The organism is Neobacillus sp. MER 74, assembly GCF_023714155.1.
Genome location: NZ_JAMAUV010000014.1, coordinates 14,360 through 35,476, shown reverse-complemented (window position 1 = coordinate 35,476; position 21,117 = coordinate 14,360). Strand labels below are relative to the sequence as shown.

Here is a 21,117-nt window from a genome sequence, read left to right as displayed (position 1 = left end):
TTGAAACAAGAAGCGTTGATTGGGTTTGTTCTAGTTTTGGCATATCAATAGCCGCCGGGCGACTTTTCCTCCCTTCTTAAAGAAATGAACATTAAAACAAGGCACTTTCCTCATCCACTTTCCGGACAATATAATTGGTAATGATCACGAGGATAAATCCAACAGCCGATTGGTATAGACCTGCAGCCGTACTCATGCCGATATCCCCCAGATTCATCAGCCCCCGGTATACGAAGGTATCAATGACATTGGTCACCCCATAGAGAGCTCCCGAATCTCTTGGCACTTGATAAAATAATCCGAAATCCGAGTTGAAAATCCGCCCAATATTCATGATGGTGAGGATAATCATTAATGGCTTAAGCATTGGCAGGGTAACATGTTTAATCTGCTTCCATTTTGAAGCACCATCAATCATCGCTGCCTCATAATACGTCCGGTCAATCCCGACGATGGAGGCTAAGTAAACGATACTGCCGTAACCAACGCCCTTCCACATGCTCATGAACACGAGAATCATTGGCCAATATTTCGATTCGCTATACCACGAGATTGGGTCGACATGGAACCAGCCCAGAATATGATTTAACAAACCGTGTTCCGTACTTAAGAAAGTGAAGACAAAATAACTGCCGATAACCCATGAAATAAAATGCGGGAACAAGATAGAAGTTTGGTAAACCTTCGACAGCCTCTTATTGATTAACTCACTGAGCAAGACAGCTGTTGCAACCGCCGTTATCAGCCCTAATACGATAAAAACAAGATTATAGAGGATGGTATTTCTGGTAATGATCCAGGCATCATTTGTACTGAATAAATATTTGAAGTTGTCAAAGCCCACCCATTCACTATTCATGACGCTGGCAAAAAATCCATCGGGATCAATTCGGAACTTTTTAAAGGCCAATACCTGTCCAAACATCGGCAAATACGAAAATAGGAGCAGCCAAATTGTTCCCGGTAACACCATAAGCAGCCAAACTCGATTTTTATAGAGATCGCTAAATATCCTTTTCATGTTTCTCCTCCCTCCAAGTGTTATGTAAGCACTTCCATACCTTTATTTTATAGGGAAAGGAGACCTAATTATAGTTGACTAATTTGGGATTAAGTGCAAAAATCTTAGAATTTAGTACAATCAGATGAAAGATCCTGGCAAAAGTAAAATAAGCGGAGTTTTTCCGGTTAAATGCAAAATGGAGCTCGTTTTGGGGGAAATAAGGGAAAGTTTTCCGCTTATGCAATGAAAAATCTCATATTGACACGTTTTTCGAATCAATAGGCGGAATTTCTCCGGCTATTTAAGCCTTTTTTAATCATAATTACGAATTAAGCGGAATTTTTCCGCCTATTTATCCACTCGGGTGATTAACCTGATTCCAAACCAATCGATAAGTGCGGGCGGACCCTCTGATTTCTCAGAAACCTTGATAAATAAAGAAAAGACGTATGCCAATTCATACGTCAATTCTTGTGTCTTTTAATAACGAAGCACCATTAACACAGCCTAATCCTATAAAACTCGAAAAGTCTTAATCTCATACGGTTTGATTTCAAACTCAATCGGCGATGCCGATGCCTCTCCAATAGGTTCTTCCATCAAATTGGTCTCTACCCATGAGTTGATGCCTGTGAGAATATCCAAAGAAATCTTGCCTCTGCGTCCTTCATATTCATGAAGGCGGATAATGATGCCGTTGCCATCATAGGCCGGCTTAATAGAATCAATCCAAACATGGTCTGAATCCATTTCGAGAAAAGACTCTTCCTTTGCCCATTTCCCTTCAGAAGCCACAACAGGATCGTTCAAATCCCACGCTGCCTCCACCGTTTTCGCTTTGCGCCAGTCCCCGATATGCGGGTAAAGCGAATAAACGAACGAATGGGTTCCCTGATCTGCTTGTGGATCAGGATGAATCGCTGATTTTAATAGAGTGATCCGCATGATGTGTTCTTTAATGTCGTAGCCATATTTTGAATCGTTCAGCAGGCTTACCCCATAGTCTGGTTCTGACAGGTCAGCCCACTGATGGCCGACCGTTTCGAATTTAGCCATATCCCAGCTCGTATTCCAATGAGTCGGGCGCTTCACATTTCCGTATTGAATATCATACGTGGCCTCGGTGGCGCGAATATCCACGGGGAAAGCCGCCTTCAGCAGTTTTCTCTTTTCATGCCAGTCCACCGTTGTTTCAAAATCAATGCGGCGGTCATTATGATAAAAGACAATCCGCTGGGAGATTTCAGAATGGTGATACGTCCACTTAGCCAGAATTGTAAATGTCAATTCCCCATTTTCCACGACTTCAAAACTGATTAAATCACGGATTTCTTCCATTTTTTCTTGATAAAAAAGATCGATATCCCAAGCATCATGGGCAAGCGGCTTATCTTCAAAAATTTGCAAGATATTCCCCTTTTGATTCTCAGCAAGAACCCCACGGCCTGCTTCCTTATCAAAGAGGGACGTCAGTTGACCAAATTCATTCCATTCAACCAAGTAATACGGGGTTTCCAATTTCCGATCCTGATAGTTGAAATTCGAATTCGTTTCCTGAACGGCTGCCGCCGGTTCAAAATATAACGTCTTCGCCCCAAAGGATGGAAGGGTGTCAACTTCAATCAACCAGCCATTATCCCGTTTTTGATGGGGTAAGATTTCTCCCTCGCTGTTTTTCCAAACACCTCCGGCAAAATCAGCAAACTGCTGGACCGCCACATTTTTCTTCCACTTAAGGTGGGTCGCATTAAATAGTACGACAGAGCGGTCATCCTGTTCGATTCCGTGCTCAATGATACGGGATTCCACATTGCGAACTAGCTCGTGCGCTTCCTTGTATTCCTCTTTGGCATCCTCATACACCTCATGGATAGAGGAGCCAGGAATAATATCATGGAATTGATTGCGCAAAATAATCTTCCAGCCGTTTTTCAGTTCGTCCGTTCCCAACCATTGGCCATTTTCAGAAAGCCATGAAGTCAGGAATTCAGCCCGTCGGTAGAAGAGCTCCAATTTCCGATTCATCTGCTTCATAAACGCCTGGCTGGTATACGTGCCCCGGTGGTACTCGAGGTACAGCTCGCCATCCCATTTATGGATATAGCCATCCGATTCGGCCACATTTTCGTGAAGCTTTTCAAAAAATTCTCCGGCTGTCGACGTTTTTACCTTCGGCATTCCCGGGAGCGCATCAAATCTGCGGCGCATTTCAAGCATATGCCGATTAACACCGCCGCCGCCATCACCATATCCATAAGATAGAAGCAAATCTTTGGATAAATCCTTATCACGATAACCCTTCCATGTGCCATTCACCGTTTTCGCGGTAATAAAGCCATTATACGTATAGAACCAAGAGTCCGGGGAATTCCATGGCTCCGGCGTCGTAATAAAATGCGTTAAAATCTCGGAACCATCGATTCCTTTCCAGTAAAAGGTATCATGCGGCATCCGGTTATACTGATTCCAGCTAATTTTCGTCGTCATCATGGTTTTAATGCCTGATTTGGTTAAAATCTGCGGCAGCGCCCAGCTGTAGCCGAACACATCCGGCAGCCATAAATATTCGCAATCGACGCCAAACTCTTCTTTAAAAAAATTCTTCCCGTGCAGGATTTGGCGGACAAGCGATTCGCCGCTCGGAATATTACAGTCCGACTCAAGCCACATCGCGCCGCCGGCTTCCCATTTACCTTCTGCCACTCGTTCCTTTATTTGAGCGTAAATCTCAGGATAATCTGTTTTGATATAGTCATAGAGCTGAGGCTGTGTTTGCAGAAATAAATATTCAGGGAATTGCTTCATTAAATGCAAGACCGTTGAAAAAGAACGAGCCGACTTCTCCCGTGTATTTTTTAACCGCCAAAGCCAAGCCACATCAATATGGGTATGGCCGACAGTATGAATGGTGATGTCTGAAGTTTTGGTAAAGGACTGAATCGCCTCCGTCAGGCTTTCCTCCGCCCCATAACAGGACTGATAAAATTCAGGGCTGCCGGGCTCGGTCCAATTAATGAACTGAAGCGCGTCCGAAATCAACTTTTTCAAAACCGTATAAGCGGATTCTGTTTCACTTGTTTCCTTTAATACTTCATACGCGGCTAAAAGCGTGTAATAGAGATGATCTACCCGGCGATCCAGCCAGCCAATCGCGGCCATTTGCAGTTTAAATTCATTTTCTATCGGAACTCCTCCACCCTCAAGTCCTGACCAGAGCCTGAAATCCAAACGCATCGGCCCCTTGGCCGTTTCGTCATCGAAGAGCACTTCCTCATGATTGGAATCGACACCCTGATAGGGTTTACGATTGACAAATAAAAGCGACTCAAAGCCTGAATTATTGCCCCCGCCCGTTTTTCCAAACGAGAACAGACCGACAATTTGCTGATCAGCATTGGACAAATGAGTATCGATCTCAGCATGAAGCCAAATATAGCGATCGCGGCCTTTCCAGTAGTCGCCGATATTCATCACCTTTTGTTCATCATACACAGCAGGTGGATAGGCACCAATCGAACCATCATCCTCCTGGGTGAAAAATGAGTTGATCACCGTCATATCCCGGTACCGGTAACCCTCTAACTCCCTGATGCGCTCTTCAAATTTTCTTTCTGTTAAGAACATGCTTTCACCTCGTTATCACTAGTTTTTATAATGAAAAGTTGCCAGCCGTGACGATCCGATGATAGACATTACCGCCTACCAGCCCCTCCACGATTTCCCATGGCCCATCATGGCGCAGCCGTTTTTCTTCCAATTCCTCGATCCGGGGAATCCTGCCCTCAAGCCACTCCTGAATCCGGTATTTGACGGAATCCATCCGGGTCATCACACCCCCATAACGAATATCGATCACTTCCCAGCCAAATGGCTTGTACGCTGAAAACCAGACGTTTCGGTGCTTTTGCCTTAATAGGTCCACATTCACTTGGATTCGATTCAAAATCACAAGAATGGATTTCATTTGTTCAAAATCGTTGTTCTGATACGCAGCTAGGATCTTGAGGCCGATTTCCGCTTTGTCAGCCAGCACCCTTGCCAGCTGTTCATAAAAATCAAACAGAGCTTCCCAGGCTGGATTTTCTCGTTTAGCTTTTTCAAGCACGGGTACCAGCTGCTGATAGTGCTCCCCTAAAGAAAGGCCGCGGACATTCTCATCATATAAGCCTATTAAACTATCTTGGTATAAGAGCACTTTCGAGGTCATCGAGGTATTCATGTTATCTTCCATGACACCCGGTGTTTCATCTAATAATTTCAAATTCATAAGATCGGCAAAATGCCCCTCACCGCAAAATTCAAAACGCTCGGCCACCTTTTCAATAGACACGTCCTTTTGGTAAGTGTGCTCGGCAAATAATTGCAAGATCGGGTAGGCTGTTGCAAACGGCGTTTCGGCCCCGTTATCCCCCCACAAGGTGACAAAGATTTCGCCGATCCCTTCCTGTTTACAGGCGGCCAGTCCCGCCACCGTGGTCGCAATCGCCTTGCCATAGTTCGGCACCAGTCCATTCCATGTCCAAGCCCCGCCGGCAAAAATCGGCGTGGAGCCGAGCAGCTTATGGTGTTGAAAATCTCGTTCGTATACTTCTTGTTCTTTCCGGTAATAGTTCCAATAAACAAGCTCCACATCCGGAATCCCTTCAAGAATCTCTTGGCGGATGCGGCCGTTTTCATCCTTATAAGGGCTGTTTTCGGCAAACAGCGGGAAGTACATATCGCTCCAAATCATCGGTTTCAGACCCAGCTTATCGGTAATAGCGATGACCTTTTGCAAATGCCTATTCATGAGATCAATATGCTTTTCATAGCCATGCTTCTCCAAATATTTTCCTAGGCCCAGCTGAAACGTCTCGTCCATCCCAATATGAATCCGTTTGGTTCGAAATGGCCCGGAAGCCGCTTTTAGACAGCTCTCTAAAAACTCATACGTTTGGGGCTCATCCACGAGTAAGATATCATCGGTGTCTCTGAAGCCTGAGGCATAATTCCATTTCAGAGCTTCCCGCAAGTGGCCCAAGGTTTGAATGCAAGGGATCATGTCAATTCCGAGTTTCGCGGCATATTCATCACAAGCTTTGAGCTCCTCAAATGTATATCTTCCGCGCATATATCCAAAATAAGGATATTCCTTGACCTCGTACGTATCCTCCGTATAAAGCATCAGGGTGTCTAATCCCATGACGGCCATGTGCTGCAGAAGCTTTTCTACGTCCGCAACGGTGGGAACCGCATTTCTTGACGCATCCAGCATCACGCCGCTCATGTTGAACTGGGGATTCTCGGTGATATCGAATTCATTGTTTTTTTGAAAATTCTCCAGCCACAAGCCAAGCGCCCGGAAAAAATGAATCGGCTTTTCGAATGAAATTTCTCCGTGGCCGTTTTTATTCACAACCCTTAACGGTCCTTGCTGATGTTTGACTTGTATTGGGTATCCATCAGTAGAGAGTTGAATCTTTAATCGTTTAGAAACAAGCTCGAGACCATCCGTGACAGCAGATATGTCCCCCTTGAAGTACAGTTCCACTTGTATTTCCCCTTTTTTCTTTGTTTTTAACTACAAACTGCGAAATAAAAGCACCAGAAAAACTAGTTTGATAGTTTTATCAGCGAATTTTTATGGTTTATCGGCGAATTTTTGGATTTTATCAGCGAATCCGGCGCTTTTATCAGCGAATTTCACACGTTTATCAGCGAATCGGAAATCGCCGCGGCGCCATTTACCTTTAACAGACCCGTTCTAAACGAGCAAACCGGTTAAGACAAACCTTCATCATCCAATAAGCAGGAGCCACCGCAGAAATAAACGGGATGAGGCCGGGAACCTGATTGATCAGGTAACCAATCACAAAAAAACCAGCGCCAATCCAGATGATGGAAGGCAGCCCTGTTAAGGTGACGAGAAAGGACTGTTTGATGTATTCCCGACTTGAAAGTTCATAATGGACATAGACGGCAAAGAAATGGCCGGCTGCCAATAGTAAGATGATCAACAGGATGTACAGGATCACCGACAGGAAGCTGGCAAACACACCCGACATAAAGGTCTCTGTAATCCTGATATCAATAAAAAGAAAAAGGCCGATGCTGTAAAAAACAAGGCCTATTCCGTTGCTTCTTTTCCATTCTTTAAAATACACCTGCTTAAACGTCTTCCAAACAGGTACATCGGTATCTTTTCTCAGCCATTTACGGACAATCGTAAACAGGGCAACCGTTGCCGGGAAAAAGCCAAATACCCCGAGTCCCAAGGCGGTAAAGGCAATCCAGCAAATATTTGCTGTGATCACCCTCCATATCCATTCACAAACAACAATCATCCATGAACCACTTTTCATACGGCACCACCCTTTCCAATAAAACTAGTTATTTTTCATTAAATGATGATAAAGCGGACTTCCTTTGACAGCTTTACCGGTTAAACTCAGCACAAATTCACTGAACATCGTGTTGGCCCACGCGAACCAATCTCTTGTAAATTCCTCCGGACAATCGGCTTTAAAGCCTTCGTGCATAAAATTCGTCCCGCCATCGGTGTTTTTAAAATAAGCCAAAATTTGCTGTTTTTCCGCATCACTTACCGAGGTCATCCCCTGGATGGCAAGAGCAATATGCCAAATATAGTGATCCGGTGTATGCGGGCTGCCGATGCCGTTAGCATATTTACCCTCGTAAAAATAAGGATTATCCCTGCTCAAAAGGAATTCTCTTGTATTGAGATAGGTCGCATCCTCAAATGACTGATACCCTAAGTACGGCGCCGCAAGCAAACTTGGCACATTGGCGTCATCCATTAAGTTAACGCGGCCTTCCCCATCGGTTTCATAGACATACATCTCTCCGTAGATCGGATGATCCAATGTCGCATATTGTTCAATTCCCTGCCTGATTTCCTCCCGAAGCTTTAAGCAATCTTCTTTTAAGGAAGAATCCTGTAACACCATCTCACACATTTCCGCCGCATACCCTAACACGACCACAGCAAACATATTCGCCGGGACCAGGTATCCGTATGTGCAGGCATCATCACTTGGGCGGAAGGCGCTCCAGGTCATTCCGGTCGGAACCACACGCCCTCCCTTTCCTTCACGGGTCAAGGTATCGGACTGGCGCACATCGGCCCGTTCAAACCGGTAAGGAGACTTATTTTCATGATCCTGCTCCGTTCTCCAAACATGAATGATTGTCTCCAATACCGTTTGGAACGTTTCTTTTATATAAGCCGTACGGCCGGTTGACTTCCAAAACAGATAAGCGAGCTGGATTGGATAACATAAGGAATCAATTTCGTATTTACGTTCCCAAATATGGGGAGTCATGTCGGTAAGGTCGGTTTGATGCCCTCTGCCATTTTCCGTTTCGTTAAACGCATTGGCATAAGGGTCATGCAGGATAAAGGCGAATTGCTGGCGAATCACCCCTTCGAGTAATTCGGACAGCTCTTCATCCTCCTCTGCAGCAATCAAATAGGGGCGCACTTGTGCTGCAGAGTCTCTTAACCACATCGCTGGAATGTCGCCGGTGACGACAAAGGTTTTTCCGTCTTCCAGCTTTTTCAGCGTCGTGGTATACGTATTAACAAAGCATTGCTCGAACATATCGTGTAATTTTTGATCCCCAGGAAAGCATTCCTTCACATGTTGGATCAGTTTTTGCATCGATTCTGGAATTACTGCTGTCATTTTTCCCTCTCCTATCGTTTATGTTGAAAACCTAGTGTAATAATTTCATAGCCTCTGACTTCATACTGCTCGCTAGAATCATTGGTTTGTTCTTCAAGGACCGTACTCTTGTAAGATGTACAATCCGTCGGGGCGGGAATGGATGCCGTAAGACTTTTACTAGTCGGCGCCGGATTGAACCAGCGAATCATCACGTCATCACATTCTTCCGCCACTTTCATCGATGACCATGCAAGGCCCTCGGACTCCCAGTTCACAAACTGATGGTCAGCTGGCAAGGTCCCTTCATGGGCGCTGGTCTGAATAACCTGAAGGGGAACTTTATATTGATACGCCTCTACAAAGGCTTTGGACGCAATCACATCTTTTTCATGCATGAGCACTTGCCACTCGGCTGTTTGCACCCCGATGCACTGGGCCTCCGGTGTCGGGAAGTAGCCCCAGTCACCAAGCTCGGCAACCGAACGAAGGACGGTAAGGGCAATCGTTCCATCCGCTGGCAGGATTTCATATTCCTGAAGGCCGTCTGTGGCCACGGTTAAGCCCATTTCGTCACCGTTAATGCTGGCGAAGCGCTGCTGGTGATGACAGAAGCTTGGATTTTCCCATTCCTTTTCCGGTGTATTCGGGCGGGTCACAACCTCAAAAATACTGTCGGCCTGGTGTGTTTCCGTCTGCAAACCTGTCGGGAAAAGGACTCGCAGGCGGTGGTCGGTTGCTTGATTGTCCATGGTCAACTTGAAAGCCGGCCCCTTCATTCCCTTTTCGAGAGTCACAACGGTACTTAGTGTAATGGTCGTCGTTTCGTCCGATCTGCCTGCTTCCCTTTCCTTATGCCAAATCAAGCGGTTCCGTTCAATCGCTAATCGGTCGTCTGCTGAAACCGGAATCGTTAAGGTATGCGTAAATTCAAGCTCGGTTCGAAGCGGTGATTTTTCAAGGATATGGAATACGGCCGGCACATCCTTTGTCGTCATCGGCTCCTGTCCTTTTGCTTCCTTGAACATATATTCATTGCCGACATCCCCTGTGTCCTCGTAAATACCGAGACGATGGAAGGTCCTGCCGGTTGCTTTATTCGTTAAATCATAGGTGCCATCCTCATGAAACAGGAGGTGAACATACTCATTTTCCATCTCCATGCCGCCATCCGCCGATTGTTCTGGACGTTCTCCGGCCGACTGTTCCTCCGGAATAAGATAGAAGGTCTTGTAGCCGAATGCCGGGATATTTTCTGCAAAGAAGGAAACCTTAGCCCGCTTGGCAAAAAACGGCTGGCGGAACTTGTCATCCGGTAAATCATAGCCAAACTCCACCACCGGGCTTTCGAGCTGACTTTCGATGGTCTTGCCCGCTTGATCGACCAGCTTGTAGGCCGGCAATTCTTTATCCTGTAAATAGATTGGAATGTCTTCAAAATGCATTTGTGAAAAATACACCTTTTCCAGATCCACTGTTTTTGTGACGACTTCTTCCTTGTTCCAGCCCGTTGTATTCAAGACAACAAGGGGAATTCCGCCCTCTGGTGCGCCCGAGGTATCAATTTTTCCGGCAAGCTCTGCCGCCTGCTCCGATACAAACACCTCGCCCATTTGCGAAACTGTTTCAAAGCGGGTCTCCATTTCGCGGTGCACTTCATCCACGCTGCAGCCGCAAATGCTGTCATGCGGGTGATTTTTCATCAAGGATTTCCACATGAAGCGGAGATATTCCCTTGGGTAGATCCCGCCTGCTAAAAAGCCCATGCTCGCGAGCGGCTCGGCGATTTTTTCCAAAAGGGTTTGACAGTGGTTGTTCCATTGCTTCAAATAAATCCGGCTGGAAGCGGTATTAACAAGCGTCGACCAGCCATCGGTCCGCTGATTGCGCAATTCGCCTTCAATGACCTGCAGCTTCTCAGGAAGTGCTTCTTTTAACGCCTCTGTATATTCATCAAAACTGGAATGCTTAAAAGTGTAATCAGGATATAAACTGGCTGCCGTTTCAATCGCCTGCGGAATCGTTTTTTGCAGCGGCTGGTGGTCGCATCCATTCATAAACAATAATTGATTGGTGGACGCATACTTTTCAGCATCGCGGAGTTTTACATCCCAAAATTTCTTCGCTTCCGCTTCGTCCACCGGGATTTCATTTCCGTTCGAGTACCAATTGGCAAAAAGAATACCTAATACGTTCGAGCCGTCCGGTGCTTTCCAGATCATCTCGGAATAAGGGGATTCATAATCAGGAGAATCTGACACCGTGTTATTAAAGCCGGTCGGTTTGACGCCCCTTCCGAAGGCTGCCGTATCAATCCCCGCTTGCTTTAAAAGCTGGGGCGCCTGCCCATATATGCCAAACGTGTCAGGAAAGTAGCCAATCTTTGAGACATGCCCATAGGCTTTGCTATCATGTAAACCGATTTGCAGGTTCCGGACATTGGCTTCAGAGCTTGTTAAAAAAGCATCCTGGAGCACATACCATGGTCCGATATGCAGCTTTTTCTGTTCGATTAATTGTTTGACAATCTCCCGGTTTTCCGGATGAACGGCAAAATAATCCTCCAAAAGAACCGTCTGGCCATCGAGATGGAACGATTGAAAATTATTTCCTTCATTTTGGAACTGGTCGATCAGCTCATTCATCAGCTTGATAAAATAGTAACGGTGCTGTTCAAAAGGCAAGTACCATTCCCTGTCCCAATGGGAATGGGAGATAATATGTGCAGTTTTTTTCATTGAATCCTACCCGCTTTCCTTTATTTCAGTTTTACGAAAACGCTATCATTTTCTTTGATTTCATTTTAACAAGCTAGGATTTTCGAGCAATAGATTACTAGTAAGTCCTATGGATTTTACAGTGTATCTAAAAATAGTTCATGAAAAATGGGGGCAGACTTCATTGCATTCTCTGCAATGAGGTCTGCCCCCTTCTCTTATTTAATTTCCATTAGTAAAGTCCTTTTTTAATTCCTCCATCCGATCCAGTAACTGCACCAAACGGTCATAGTTTGAAACTTGTTTTCTTAAGGTTGGATGAAGCTTGTTGTAGGCCACTTTGCAGTCGTTGACACGATGCTTATCAGCTAACGTCAATTGATCCACGTCAGGAAGAGCATTGATTTGTTGAATGACTTCGGTTACCTTTTCATCCAAGTAAGCCGCACTATACCTCAGGCTTTCTCTTTCATCCACCTGCTGGACGGTATAATAGATTCTTCCGGCCTCAGAACCGAAATCCAACGGTTCAATGGCGATGGTTCCGTCTTGGTCGGCCGTCTTTTCTGCCAGAATATCCTTGGCATCCAAGGACTTATATAATCGAACGGTTTGACCTTTTTTCACTCTTTCAATCGTTACTTTATCCTGGGCTCCAGCGTTGTTTTCCGCCTTTACAAAATGCATCATCACGTTTTCTGTTCTCGGCAATGCAGCACTTTCAAACATTTGCCAATCATAGATACGGATTGCTCCCCATGGGGAAGTACCACTGTTATAAATCTGTAGCTTGAATTCCCTTGCCGTAACCGGCTGATCGAGCACTATATCTGTCACGGCTTTCGTATTACCAGTAATCCGTTTGGCGCTGACCCATTCGCCGGTTTGATTTTTATAAAGCAGTTCAAAATCCACCGTGTTCATGTTATTGGCTTCCCCGCCATATTCCGCATGCTCTACACGCCAGCGGCGGATCGTTTTCTCCTCGCCAATATCAATCGTCATATAACCGGTTTTCATATTGGTTGCGCACCACTTACTGTTTGCGAGGGCTGTTCCGTCCAGTGCTTTAGAGGCAGGTTCTGCCGCATTTTCCGCGGAGACAGATGTAACCTTAGCCTTTAATGCCACATTCGGAGAAGTAGGGTTTTTCTCGATCTCGGTTGCATCCGTCCCCATTCCCCAGTCAAAAGAAACTGTGGCGGCTTGACCGCGTACATGATCTTGATTGACCGGCACCACTTTCAGTTTCGTGATGTTATCAGCCGAAGCATTTTCTATGGTTCTCGTAATATTTGGCGTATAGAAATAGTTATTCGGCGTTACGCCTAGTAAGGTTTCCACGCCATCAGCATTCTCCTGGTAAACCTCATAATGCAAGACATTCTTCTGCTCGGACCAGCTTAGGCGGGCTTCCGCCTCAAAGGCTGTTTCCGGCATTTTTTCTAAAATTTTCACATCCGCAGGTTTCGTCAGCACGGCTGCTGAAGCATCATAGACGGACAGCTCGCCTAAATGAATCGAGTAGTTTTCTATTTTTTGAGCGTTATTGACTTTCAGACTTAACGCATAGGCTGTTTTCCCAACATCTTTTCCAAGATCAACAACCGCTGTCTGCCAGCCATCACCCGACTTAGGCAGCGGATAATACTTCATGTTATTTTGTGCATAGTCTTCACTATAGGCCACACCCAATGACACATCGGCTCCCCATTGGTTTTGATAAACAACACGGACCTTCGTTTTGTCCGTAACTGGAAGCTTGGAGCTGTACAGCATCGTGTCATTGACCGAACCTGCTTCAAGTGCACCGCTAAATTTCAGCGAATTTCCTCCGTTATAGGCTTTATCAAAATCATAGGAAACCTTGATTTTACTGCCTTCCCCTCGGATCCACCAGCGCCACGTCGGCATGATATCCTGGATGGAGCGGTTATTCCACTCAAGGCCGCTGGCGATTTTTCCGTTCACAAAGTATTGTTCTCCGTGGCCGCTGTTAAAGTTTGTGGTAAACGGCTTGGATTGGATGACAGATGCATCCGTGACAAAACGTGCCATCCCTTTCCAAGCAGCTGAATCATCGGCAAGGGTAGGATCGCCCTGTGGTCCTGTCCATAAATTCGTTTCTTTTTCATGGAAGTCCGCCGGATCAGCCGCTAACCCCATGGTCGAGTTTGGCGCATAAAGGGCAATCGACACTTTTGGCTGTTTCTTTTCATCCAACAGTGCATCGGTATTAATTTTAGTATTATAAGAATTCTGTTGAATTTCAAAACCCGCATAGGCATCAAATGGGCTGCGGTTATGGCCTTGCATCGTCTCTACGGTCGTGTTAATCTTACTGGTTGTCCAGTTATAGTTTAAGAAGAACTCATCAACAGCATATTCTCCATCTTCTGCCGGCTTCACATACATGTCATTTTTGCTGTTGATGGAATCCTGATAGTTGATGGCTCCCGAATTGTCCTGCGCGTCATACCAGCTGACATTCAGGTCGGAATTCCGTTTAATATAGCGCATCATTTCATTCATGCGTTCAGCCGTGGCCTTGCTGACACCAGACGTTTCCTGATTGAAAAAATAGCCATCAAAACCATAGTATTCTGCTACCTCCATCATCTTGTCGGCAACAGGGAAACTGCCATCCTGTTTCTGCTGTGTGAACTTTTCGATTTCGGCGACTCCCTCAGCGGAACTGCCCCATGGGAAACCAAGCGTAGCATAAACAGGCACCCCATTCCGGTGGGCGGCATCGACGATATCCGGTGTCGGGATGGCAAAAATTCCTTCATTGGTTCCTGACCAGTAAATATAGGAATCTAGTAATTGCCAGTTGTCGAACGCATATACATTAAAATCATTGCCTCCGACGGAGCTGGCCTCATCATGATTCCAGTTCGTAATTGCCGCGGAGGTGATGCCAGCCTTTGGATTGGCCAGCGGATTCACCTGGGACCCTTTAAAGCGGTTTTTGTTTAACGGCACGCTGGCCCGGTTTATTTCGGCATCCGGGTCGTTTTCAGGCGACCAGTTCAAAAGGGTTTCCACCCTGAAGGCCGGTGCCAGCGGTTTTAGACTGAGCCTGTCCGCATAATTTTCATTGACAATGTCCGTCCCGTCTCCATTAACGGCGGCGTTTGCCCCGGGGGCATCCAGTGAACCGAGTAACATGACAGCAGCCGATACAGATAAAATGCGGCCGAACAACTTGCTTCTATTTCTCTTCATCTTGCTCCTCCTCTTCATTAAGCCTCGGGGATGGTTCTCATGGCTTTCTCCCAAGGTTCACCTGGAAAAAGCCAGCGGAACCGTCCCACGGGGCATGGTTATGGATTCAAAAATCCATGGGCTTCAAATTCAAATATCCTCGCAGCCGTATCGCCGCCTTGGGTTGGTTTGTCCACCCACAAACGGACAAAGCGTGCGTTTGTTAACGCGATGCTGTGTTCTGAAACCGCCGCCGTATTATCGGTCACCTTGACAGCTTCAGTCCAATCGACTCCATCCGTGCTTACTTCAATCCTAAAGGCCTGGGTGTTGAAGGCTTGCGGTTCCCCGCCCGCTTGGGCATGGTGAATGACAAACTTGGAAAGGGCAAACTGGTCGCCCAGATCCACCTGCAGCCAATGAGGAGCATTCCCCAATGCGCACCATTTACTGTTGTCCTTGCCATCGAACGCATACTTCGCAGCTTCACTCGGAGCACATTGCCCGCTGGCAATCGCGGTCTTATTCAACGCCACATTTTTAATGTCCTTGGCTGCTTCAGAAATGGTAATCATCGCTTCTTTTGTCAGGACACTTTCACCCTCGCTGTTTTTCGCAATCAGGGTAACCGTGTAGACGCCTTCTTTTTCATAAGTGACGACCGGATTTTCCTCCTTACTTATTGCTGGCGTTCCACCTTCAAAATGCCATTCCACTTCTTCAGTTACTTCGGATGAACGATTAAGAAAATGAATCTCCTGCCCCGGAGCCGCTACCGTTTGATCGGCACCGAAATCGGCTTCCGGCTTTGGATAGGACGGCCAATCGAACGTAACCTCCGTCGGCTCGCTTCGTTTAAATTCTTTGTTCACCGCAACAATTTCCAACGTGGTGCTGCTTTCCTTCCCGCTTCTCTTCAGATTGGATAAGTAATACACCTTGTTAGGGGTAGCACCAACAAACTCTTTTTCATTGTTTGGCAGCTTGCGATAAATTTCATAGTGGCTCACATCGGAATCAGACGGCTTCCATGCAAGTGGGATGTCCGCGTAGATTCCTTTCTTAAACTCGATGTTATTTACCTTTGCATCGTTCGGAGCAAGGATGGAATGGTGCTTTTCCTGTTTGTTATAAACCTTGATTTCTCCGATATGGGTCGTAAAATCTTTCACATCCTGGTCACTTTCAACCAAAAGCGAAATGGCTGCAATGTTTTTACCGCTGTATTTTTTTAGTTTGAATGAATCCGTCGTCCACGGGTGATCCGTTCGTTTTTTCACATCAAAAAACACAAATTGGTCGGGCTTGTCTGTATAGCTGACTCCCAGTTTCATGTTTGGCTTTTTCAAATCTGTTTTGTATGTCAGCGAGATTTCCGTATCCTTTTGGATTGGCAGATTGGTTTTATAAAGCTTGATATGTGTTGGGTTGTCCTCCTCGATCGTTCCTGAAAGCTTCAACGAGCTGCCGCCGTAATAGGCTGTATCCCAATCGAAATCGACGTTAACAGCCTGGCCGCCCTCTTTCAGCCAGCGCCAGGTCGGAAGGAGATCCTGGAGACTGCGGTTATTCCAGGACTGATTACTTACCGTCGTTCCATCTGCAGCGAAAAACTTGCCGCTTCCTGTATTAAAGTGCGTCACAAAAGGAAGCTCCTCGATCGCGGTTTTAGCGGTAAAGTAGTGGGCCATCCCTTTCCATACCCCGTTATTACTTGTAGCTGCAGGGTTTTTAGACTTTCCAACCCAGAATTCATTTTCCTTCTGATAAAACTCTTCCATGGTCTCAGCCGTTTTAAAGGCCCAGTCCGGGCGATAAATACCTAATGAGGTTAATGGCGCTTTCCCCTCAGGGAAAATCCCATCCCAAGGAACGTTCGTGCTTGTCCCATTTGCTTCCACATCAATCCCGGTAAACAAATCATACGGGCTTCTGCCAATTTCCTGAGCTTTATTAACAGAAGACTGCTGGTTGCGCCACCAGAAGTTTAAAAACATACTATCAGAAACGCGTGTCTCCCCATCCTGCAGGAAGCTGCTGTTTTGATCGGTCAACGCATTTTGCCAGCTAACCCTTCCGTCCTTCGTCATCGAATCGTACCACATGATATGCATGCCTTCACTCTTATGCTGCTGAAGATAGATGAGGAAATCCTTCATTTTTTGAGCGGTCTTGGCATCTCCGCCTTCTGTTTCCTGATTAATAAACCAGCCGTCAAATCCGTAATAGCGTGCCGCTTCAAGCAGCTTGTCCGCTGCAGGGAAGGAGCCATCCTCTCGTTGCGTCAACATTTGGTTCAGCCACGCAATCTTTCCGCCATAGACGGTCGGAGGGAAGAAAACGTTTCCCAAAATCGGCACGCCGTTTTTATGGGCAGCGTCAATAACGTCAGCACTTGGCGGCACGATAATCCCTTCGCCGGAAGAACCTGCCCAATACACCATGATGTCGACGTATTGCCAATAACTGAACGTATTCGCCAAAAATTCCTTCCCGCCTTGGGAAGGTACACCACTCGTTGTGGGATTGAGTGCAGACAAAGCGACTACCTTTGCATCTGACTGGGCATGGTCATTAACTTTGTATAACACGTCCCGTTTGCCCAATGGAACTTGGCTGCGGTTAAACACAGCATCCGGATCGTTCTCCGGCGTCCAATTCAATAATTGCTCGGGATACCAATAAGATGATTCCGGCTGTTTGGCATAGCTTGTGTTAGGTGATACCCCCGCCACAAAGATGCCCAAAAAGAAAACCAGCCACAAAGAACCCCTTTTCACGTTTTTCACTGTTTCTCCTCGCTCTCTATCTATTTTTTATATTGAAGCTTATGTAAGCTTGCTTCCTCTTTCCCTGAATGGGACGATAGAATGATAGCGCTGTCAAAATTGCCTTCGATGATGTCTTTTCCGTCAGTCATTCCCATTTGACCCTTTTTTCCACATCTTATTCTGAGCAGATAGCTCCGTCAACGAATGCACAAAATGTGGTTTAGTTTTTCCATTATCTCTAAGGTTTTTCCATTAAAAACACCCATGATGTGAGTGACTGGAAATGACAAGCAGCTGAATCAATATTTGTATAAAAATACCATTAATAATATCGCTAATGTTCCCCATCCTATAGAGGAGAAATATAAATTGGAGGTATTTTCATGGCACAATTAAGAGATATTATGACATCGGATATTGTTACAGTTAACGAAACGCAGACCGTACAGGAAGCTGCAGCGTTAATGAGCGAATATAATATCGGAGCTATTCCAGTAGTAAATAACAGCAGACAAATAGTTGGAATTGTAACGGATCGGGATATCACCCTTCGTACGACAGCACAGGGAGAAAATGCACAAACACAAGTGTCTCAAGTCATGACTGCACAGCAAATCGTACAAGGTACACCTGATATGGATGTTCATCAAGCAGCAGATTTGATGGCACAGCAGCAAATTCGCCGATTGCCGGTAATTGAAAATGGGCAAATAGTGGGAATGGTTGCTTTAGGGGATCTTGCAGTACAAAATCAATATGCAAATGAGGCAGAACAGGCATTACAAAGTATTTCAACTCCTTCCGCACCTCAACAATAGTCAGGGGTTCCTTTTAATTAGCACAGACTCATACCTTGATGGCTGCGTATCAGGGGATCATACCAGACGCATTAAAACCATGCTGGACAACAGCATGGTTTTTGATAGTTGATCAGACTAGAACATTTTTCAACCCATTCAAAAAAGAGGATTACCACTCAGCTACGCTGCCATCACGATGGCGCCATACTGGATTTTGCCATTGGTGACCTTCTTTTGCCATTTTCCGAACAAACTCTTCATTCACTTCAATACCAAGACCTGGTCCTTGTGGAATTTTCACATAACCGTTTTCATAATCAAAGACAGTTGGATCCTTTAGATAGTCTAATAAATCACTGCCTTGGTTATAGTGAATTCCCAAGCTTTGTTCTTGGATAAACGCATTATGTGCAGTCGCATCTACTTGTAAGCATGCAGCTAAAGCGATGGGTCCTAATGGACAATGCGGAGCAGCGGCAACATCATACGCCTCAGCCATGCTAATAATTTTTTTACATTCGGTAATACCGCCTGCATGGGATAAGTCAGGTTGGATAATATCTACGTATCCACCTTGTAATAACGGTTTAAAATCCCATCTTGAGAACATACGCTCACCAGTTGCAATCGGAATCGAAGTTAACGAAGCAATTTCCTTTAGTGCCTCATTATTCTCTGGCAAGACTGGTTCTTCAATAAACATAGGATTAAATTCTTCAAGGGCTCTAGCCAATACTTTTGCCATTGGTTTATGTACACGGCCATGAAAATCAATACCAATTCCAATATTTCTTCCAACGGCATCACGAACAGCTGCCACGTTTTCTAGTAATCTATCAACCTTGTCATAGGAATCAATGTATTGTAATTCTTCGGTTCCATTCATTTTAACCGCTTGGAACCCTCTTTCTACACATTCCTTCGCAGCTCGGGCTGTATCACTTGGGCGATCTCCGCCAATCCATGAATACACCTTGATCGAATCACGGCACGCTCCTCCTAGTAACTGGTAAACTGGTGCATTGAAATATTTACCTTTGATATCCCAGAGAGCTTGGTCAATACCAGCAATAGCACTCATTAAAATAGCGCCACCTCGGTAAAAGGCACCTCGGTACATAACATTCCAATGATCTTCAATTCTTAAAGGATCTTTACCTACTAAATAAGTCATCATCTCATCAACTGCAGCTTTTACTGTTGCCGCTTTACCCTCGATGACCGGCTCTCCCCAACCAACAATACCTTCATCTGTCTCAATTTTTAAGAATAACCAGCGTGGTTGGACTGTGAATAATTCATAACCTGTTATTTTCATAATGAACACTCTCCATTTAATAGTAGTATTAGTTATTGGCTGCTAATGTAAATTGCTTTGCTTTTTCAGATAAACGCATTAAATACTCCTCTGTTATTTCCTCTTTTGTATTCACAAGAGAACTGCCAATTCCGAGGCCTGCAGCACCGGCAGCAAGATAGTCCTTCATATTATTTAAGCCCACACCGCCTGTTGGCAATAAAGGAATTTGCGGCAGTGGTCCCCTAATATCCTTGATAAACTGCGGACCTAAAGTCGTTGCCGGAAAAACTTTAATAATATCCCCGCCTTGTTCATAACCCTCCAAAATTTCAGTCGGAGTGTATGCGGCAGGAATACTCACCGCACCATATCTTTTTGTCATCCGAATCGTTTCAGGCTTCATCGTCGGAGATAGAATAAATTGCGCACCTGCAAGAAGGGCACTGCGAGCAGATTCTGGATCCAAAACAGTTCCTGCACCTACGGCCATTTCTTTACCAAATTTATCAGCAACCATCTCAATGGCAGATAGCGCTTTCGGGGAATTCATCGTGATTTCAACGACTCGTATCCCCCCTTCATATAAAGATCGAACAATGTTTAATGTATCCTCAGGGTGTGCTCCGCGTATAATAGCGATTAATTTGTGATCTAAGATCTTTTGCAATGTACTCATTAGACATTCCCTTCCTTTTTAAAAACTAACGATTAACTTCGTCCCTTACGTTTGACTGAGTAAATTTCTCCAATTCACTCCTGTCCGGTAGTCCTTCTATATCACCGTTTATGGTAGCAACCATAGCACCAATCGCGCAGCCTCGTTTCACGGCATCTCCAATAGATAGGCCATCGAGAAATCCAGAAAGTACTCCTGCAGCAAAACCATCTCCTGCTCCGACTGGATCGACTACGTTACTAACTGTAAAACTATCAATATATCCATTTTCAGCTGAAGTAGAATAATAAGCACCTTTCTCACCAAGCTTGACGACAACGGTCTCTGCACCTAAAGCAAGGAAGGAACGAGCTGCTTTTTCACAATCCCTTGTACCAAACAAAAATTCACATTCACCAATCCCAGGTAAGACAATGTCTGATTTCCCTGCAATTTCTAAGATGGTTGCCCTTGCTTCGTCATCTTCCCACAGCTTCCTGCGAATATTTGGATCAAACACAACTCTTCCCCCGTTACCCTTAGCTATGTCAATCGCATAAAAAATGGTCTCTCTGCACGATGGACTTAGAGCGGGAGTAATTCCTGATATATATAAGAATTTCGCCTGAGCGATATACTCCTGATCAAGATCAGCAGGGGTGAGCAGACTCGCTGCTGAATTTTTTCGATAATAGTAAATATTAACCCGATCTTGATTGATAATTTCTTTAAAAAATACACCTGTTGGAGCATTCTCGTCCAAAGCCACTCGACTAATATCTACACCTTCTCCGCGAATGGCAGTTAAGATTTGAGCTCCAAATTCGTCTCTCCCTAACCGGCTAATCCACCCCGCCTTATGGCCAAGCTTAGCTAGCCCAATAAGCGTATTTGTTTCTGCACCAGCTATCTTCGAGGTAAATTGATTGGAATAGCGCATTTTCCCAGGCGTATTTGGGGTTAGTAAAACCATCGTTTCCCCAATGCTAATAACATCCAT

At 45.4% G+C, this 21,117-nt stretch carries 13 protein-coding genes and 1 pseudogene; 2 read left to right on the top strand and 12 right to left on the bottom strand.

The genetic code is table 11. The annotated features are described in order from the left end of the window. Positions 1-91: 91 nt before the first annotated feature. The 8 genes and pseudogenes from M3610_RS19775 to M3610_RS28525 form a co-directional block, all read right to left on the bottom strand. Positions 92-1,021 (bottom strand): ABC transporter permease, encoded by a 930-nt coding sequence (locus M3610_RS19775; RefSeq protein WP_251461672.1) that lies wholly within the window; start codon positions 1,019-1,021, stop codon positions 92-94. Positions 1,022-1,516: 495 nt separating this feature from the next. Beyond that, complete coding sequence (locus M3610_RS19770; protein ID WP_251461669.1) at positions 1,517-4,627, bottom strand: alpha-mannosidase; 3,111 nt, start codon at positions 4,625-4,627, stop codon at positions 1,517-1,519. A gap of 25 nt (positions 4,628-4,652) precedes the next feature. Further along, complete coding sequence (locus M3610_RS19765) at positions 4,653-6,533, bottom strand: beta-N-acetylhexosaminidase (RefSeq protein ID WP_251461666.1); 1,881 nt, start codon at positions 6,531-6,533, stop codon at positions 4,653-4,655. A gap of 199 nt (positions 6,534-6,732) precedes the next feature. Further along, positions 6,733-7,344 (bottom strand): YesL family protein, encoded by a 612-nt coding sequence (locus M3610_RS19760; RefSeq protein WP_251461663.1) that lies wholly within the window; start codon positions 7,342-7,344, stop codon positions 6,733-6,735. A gap of 24 nt (positions 7,345-7,368) precedes the next feature. Beyond that, on the bottom strand, positions 7,369-8,688 hold the full coding sequence (locus M3610_RS19755; RefSeq protein WP_251461660.1) for a glycoside hydrolase family 125 protein: 1,320 nt from the start codon (positions 8,686-8,688) through the stop codon (positions 7,369-7,371). Between the two features lie 11 nt (positions 8,689-8,699). After that, positions 8,700-11,405, bottom strand: coding sequence for an alpha-mannosidase (locus M3610_RS19750; protein ID WP_251461657.1), 2,706 nt, complete (start codon positions 11,403-11,405; stop codon positions 8,700-8,702). 201 nt (positions 11,406-11,606) lie between these two features. Beyond that, positions 11,607-12,563, bottom strand: coding sequence for a discoidin domain-containing protein (locus M3610_RS19745; protein ID WP_251461845.1), 957 nt, complete (start codon positions 12,561-12,563; stop codon positions 11,607-11,609). A 9-nt stretch (positions 12,564-12,572) separates the two neighbouring features. Further along, positions 12,573-14,201 (bottom strand): annotated as a pseudogene (locus M3610_RS28525) (endo-beta-N-acetylglucosaminidase); the annotation flags it as partial. 9 nt (positions 14,202-14,210) lie between these two features. On the opposite strand from M3610_RS28525, the gene M3610_RS19735 reads away from it, so the two are divergent. Then, positions 14,211-14,363 (top strand): hypothetical protein, encoded by a 153-nt coding sequence (locus M3610_RS19735; RefSeq protein WP_251461861.1) that lies wholly within the window; start codon positions 14,211-14,213, stop codon positions 14,361-14,363. Positions 14,364-14,710: 347 nt separating this feature from the next. On the opposite strand, the gene M3610_RS19730 is transcribed toward M3610_RS19735, so the two are convergent. Continuing rightward, positions 14,711-17,380, bottom strand: a complete 2,670-nt coding sequence (locus M3610_RS19730; RefSeq protein ID WP_251461654.1) for an endo-beta-N-acetylglucosaminidase — start codon at positions 17,378-17,380, stop codon at positions 14,711-14,713. Between the two features lie 365 nt (positions 17,381-17,745). On the opposite strand from M3610_RS19730, the gene M3610_RS19725 reads away from it, so the two are divergent. Beyond that, a complete protein-coding gene (locus tag M3610_RS19725; RefSeq protein ID WP_251461651.1) occupies positions 17,746-18,180 on the top strand; it encodes a CBS domain-containing protein in 435 nt (144 codons plus the stop codon). 151 nt (positions 18,181-18,331) lie between these two features. Here M3610_RS19725 and dgoD read toward each other — a convergent pair whose 3' ends face one another. From dgoD to M3610_RS19710, 3 genes are read right to left on the bottom strand one after another with little or no spacing between them, the layout of a single operon-like run. Continuing rightward, positions 18,332-19,480, bottom strand: a complete 1,149-nt coding sequence (gene dgoD / locus M3610_RS19720; RefSeq protein WP_251461649.1) for a galactonate dehydratase — start codon at positions 19,478-19,480, stop codon at positions 18,332-18,334. A 28-nt stretch (positions 19,481-19,508) separates the two neighbouring features. Continuing rightward, on the bottom strand, positions 19,509-20,138 hold the full coding sequence (locus M3610_RS19715) for a bifunctional 4-hydroxy-2-oxoglutarate aldolase/2-dehydro-3-deoxy-phosphogluconate aldolase (RefSeq protein ID WP_251461646.1): 630 nt from the start codon (positions 20,136-20,138) through the stop codon (positions 19,509-19,511). 25 nt (positions 20,139-20,163) lie between these two features. After that, complete coding sequence (locus M3610_RS19710) at positions 20,164-21,117, bottom strand: sugar kinase (protein WP_251461643.1); 954 nt, start codon at positions 21,115-21,117, stop codon at positions 20,164-20,166.

What these genes read in the sequence shown, in the direction of transcription:
- M3610_RS19775 (WP_251461672.1), bottom strand. Translation starts at nt 1,021, where the DNA reads ATGAAAAGGATATTTAGCGATCTCTATAAAAATCGAGTTTGGCTGCTT.
- M3610_RS19770 (WP_251461669.1), bottom strand. Translation starts at nt 4,627, where the DNA reads ATGTTCTTAACAGAAAGAAAATTTGAAGAGCGCATCAGGGAGTTAGAG.
- M3610_RS19760 (WP_251461663.1), bottom strand. Translation starts at nt 7,344, where the DNA reads ATGAAAAGTGGTTCATGGATGATTGTTGTTTGTGAATGGATATGGAGG.
- M3610_RS19755 (WP_251461660.1), bottom strand. Translation starts at nt 8,688, where the DNA reads ATGACAGCAGTAATTCCAGAATCGATGCAAAAACTGATCCAACATGTG.
- M3610_RS19750 (WP_251461657.1), bottom strand. Translation starts at nt 11,405, where the DNA reads ATGAAAAAAACTGCACATATTATCTCCCATTCCCATTGGGACAGGGAA.
- M3610_RS19745 (WP_251461845.1), bottom strand. Translation starts at nt 12,563, where the DNA reads ATGGGGACGGATGCAACCGAGATCGAGAAAAACCCTACTTCTCCGAAT.
- M3610_RS19725 (WP_251461651.1), top strand. Translation starts at nt 17,746, where the DNA reads ATGGCACAATTAAGAGATATTATGACATCGGATATTGTTACAGTTAAC.
- dgoD (WP_251461649.1), bottom strand. Translation starts at nt 19,480, where the DNA reads ATGAAAATAACAGGTTATGAATTATTCACAGTCCAACCACGCTGGTTA.
- M3610_RS19715 (WP_251461646.1), bottom strand. Translation starts at nt 20,138, where the DNA reads ATGAGTACATTGCAAAAGATCTTAGATCACAAATTAATCGCTATTATA.
- M3610_RS19710 (WP_251461643.1), bottom strand. Translation starts at nt 21,117, where the DNA reads ATGGATGTTATTAGCATTGGGGAAACGATGGTTTTACTAACCCCAAAT.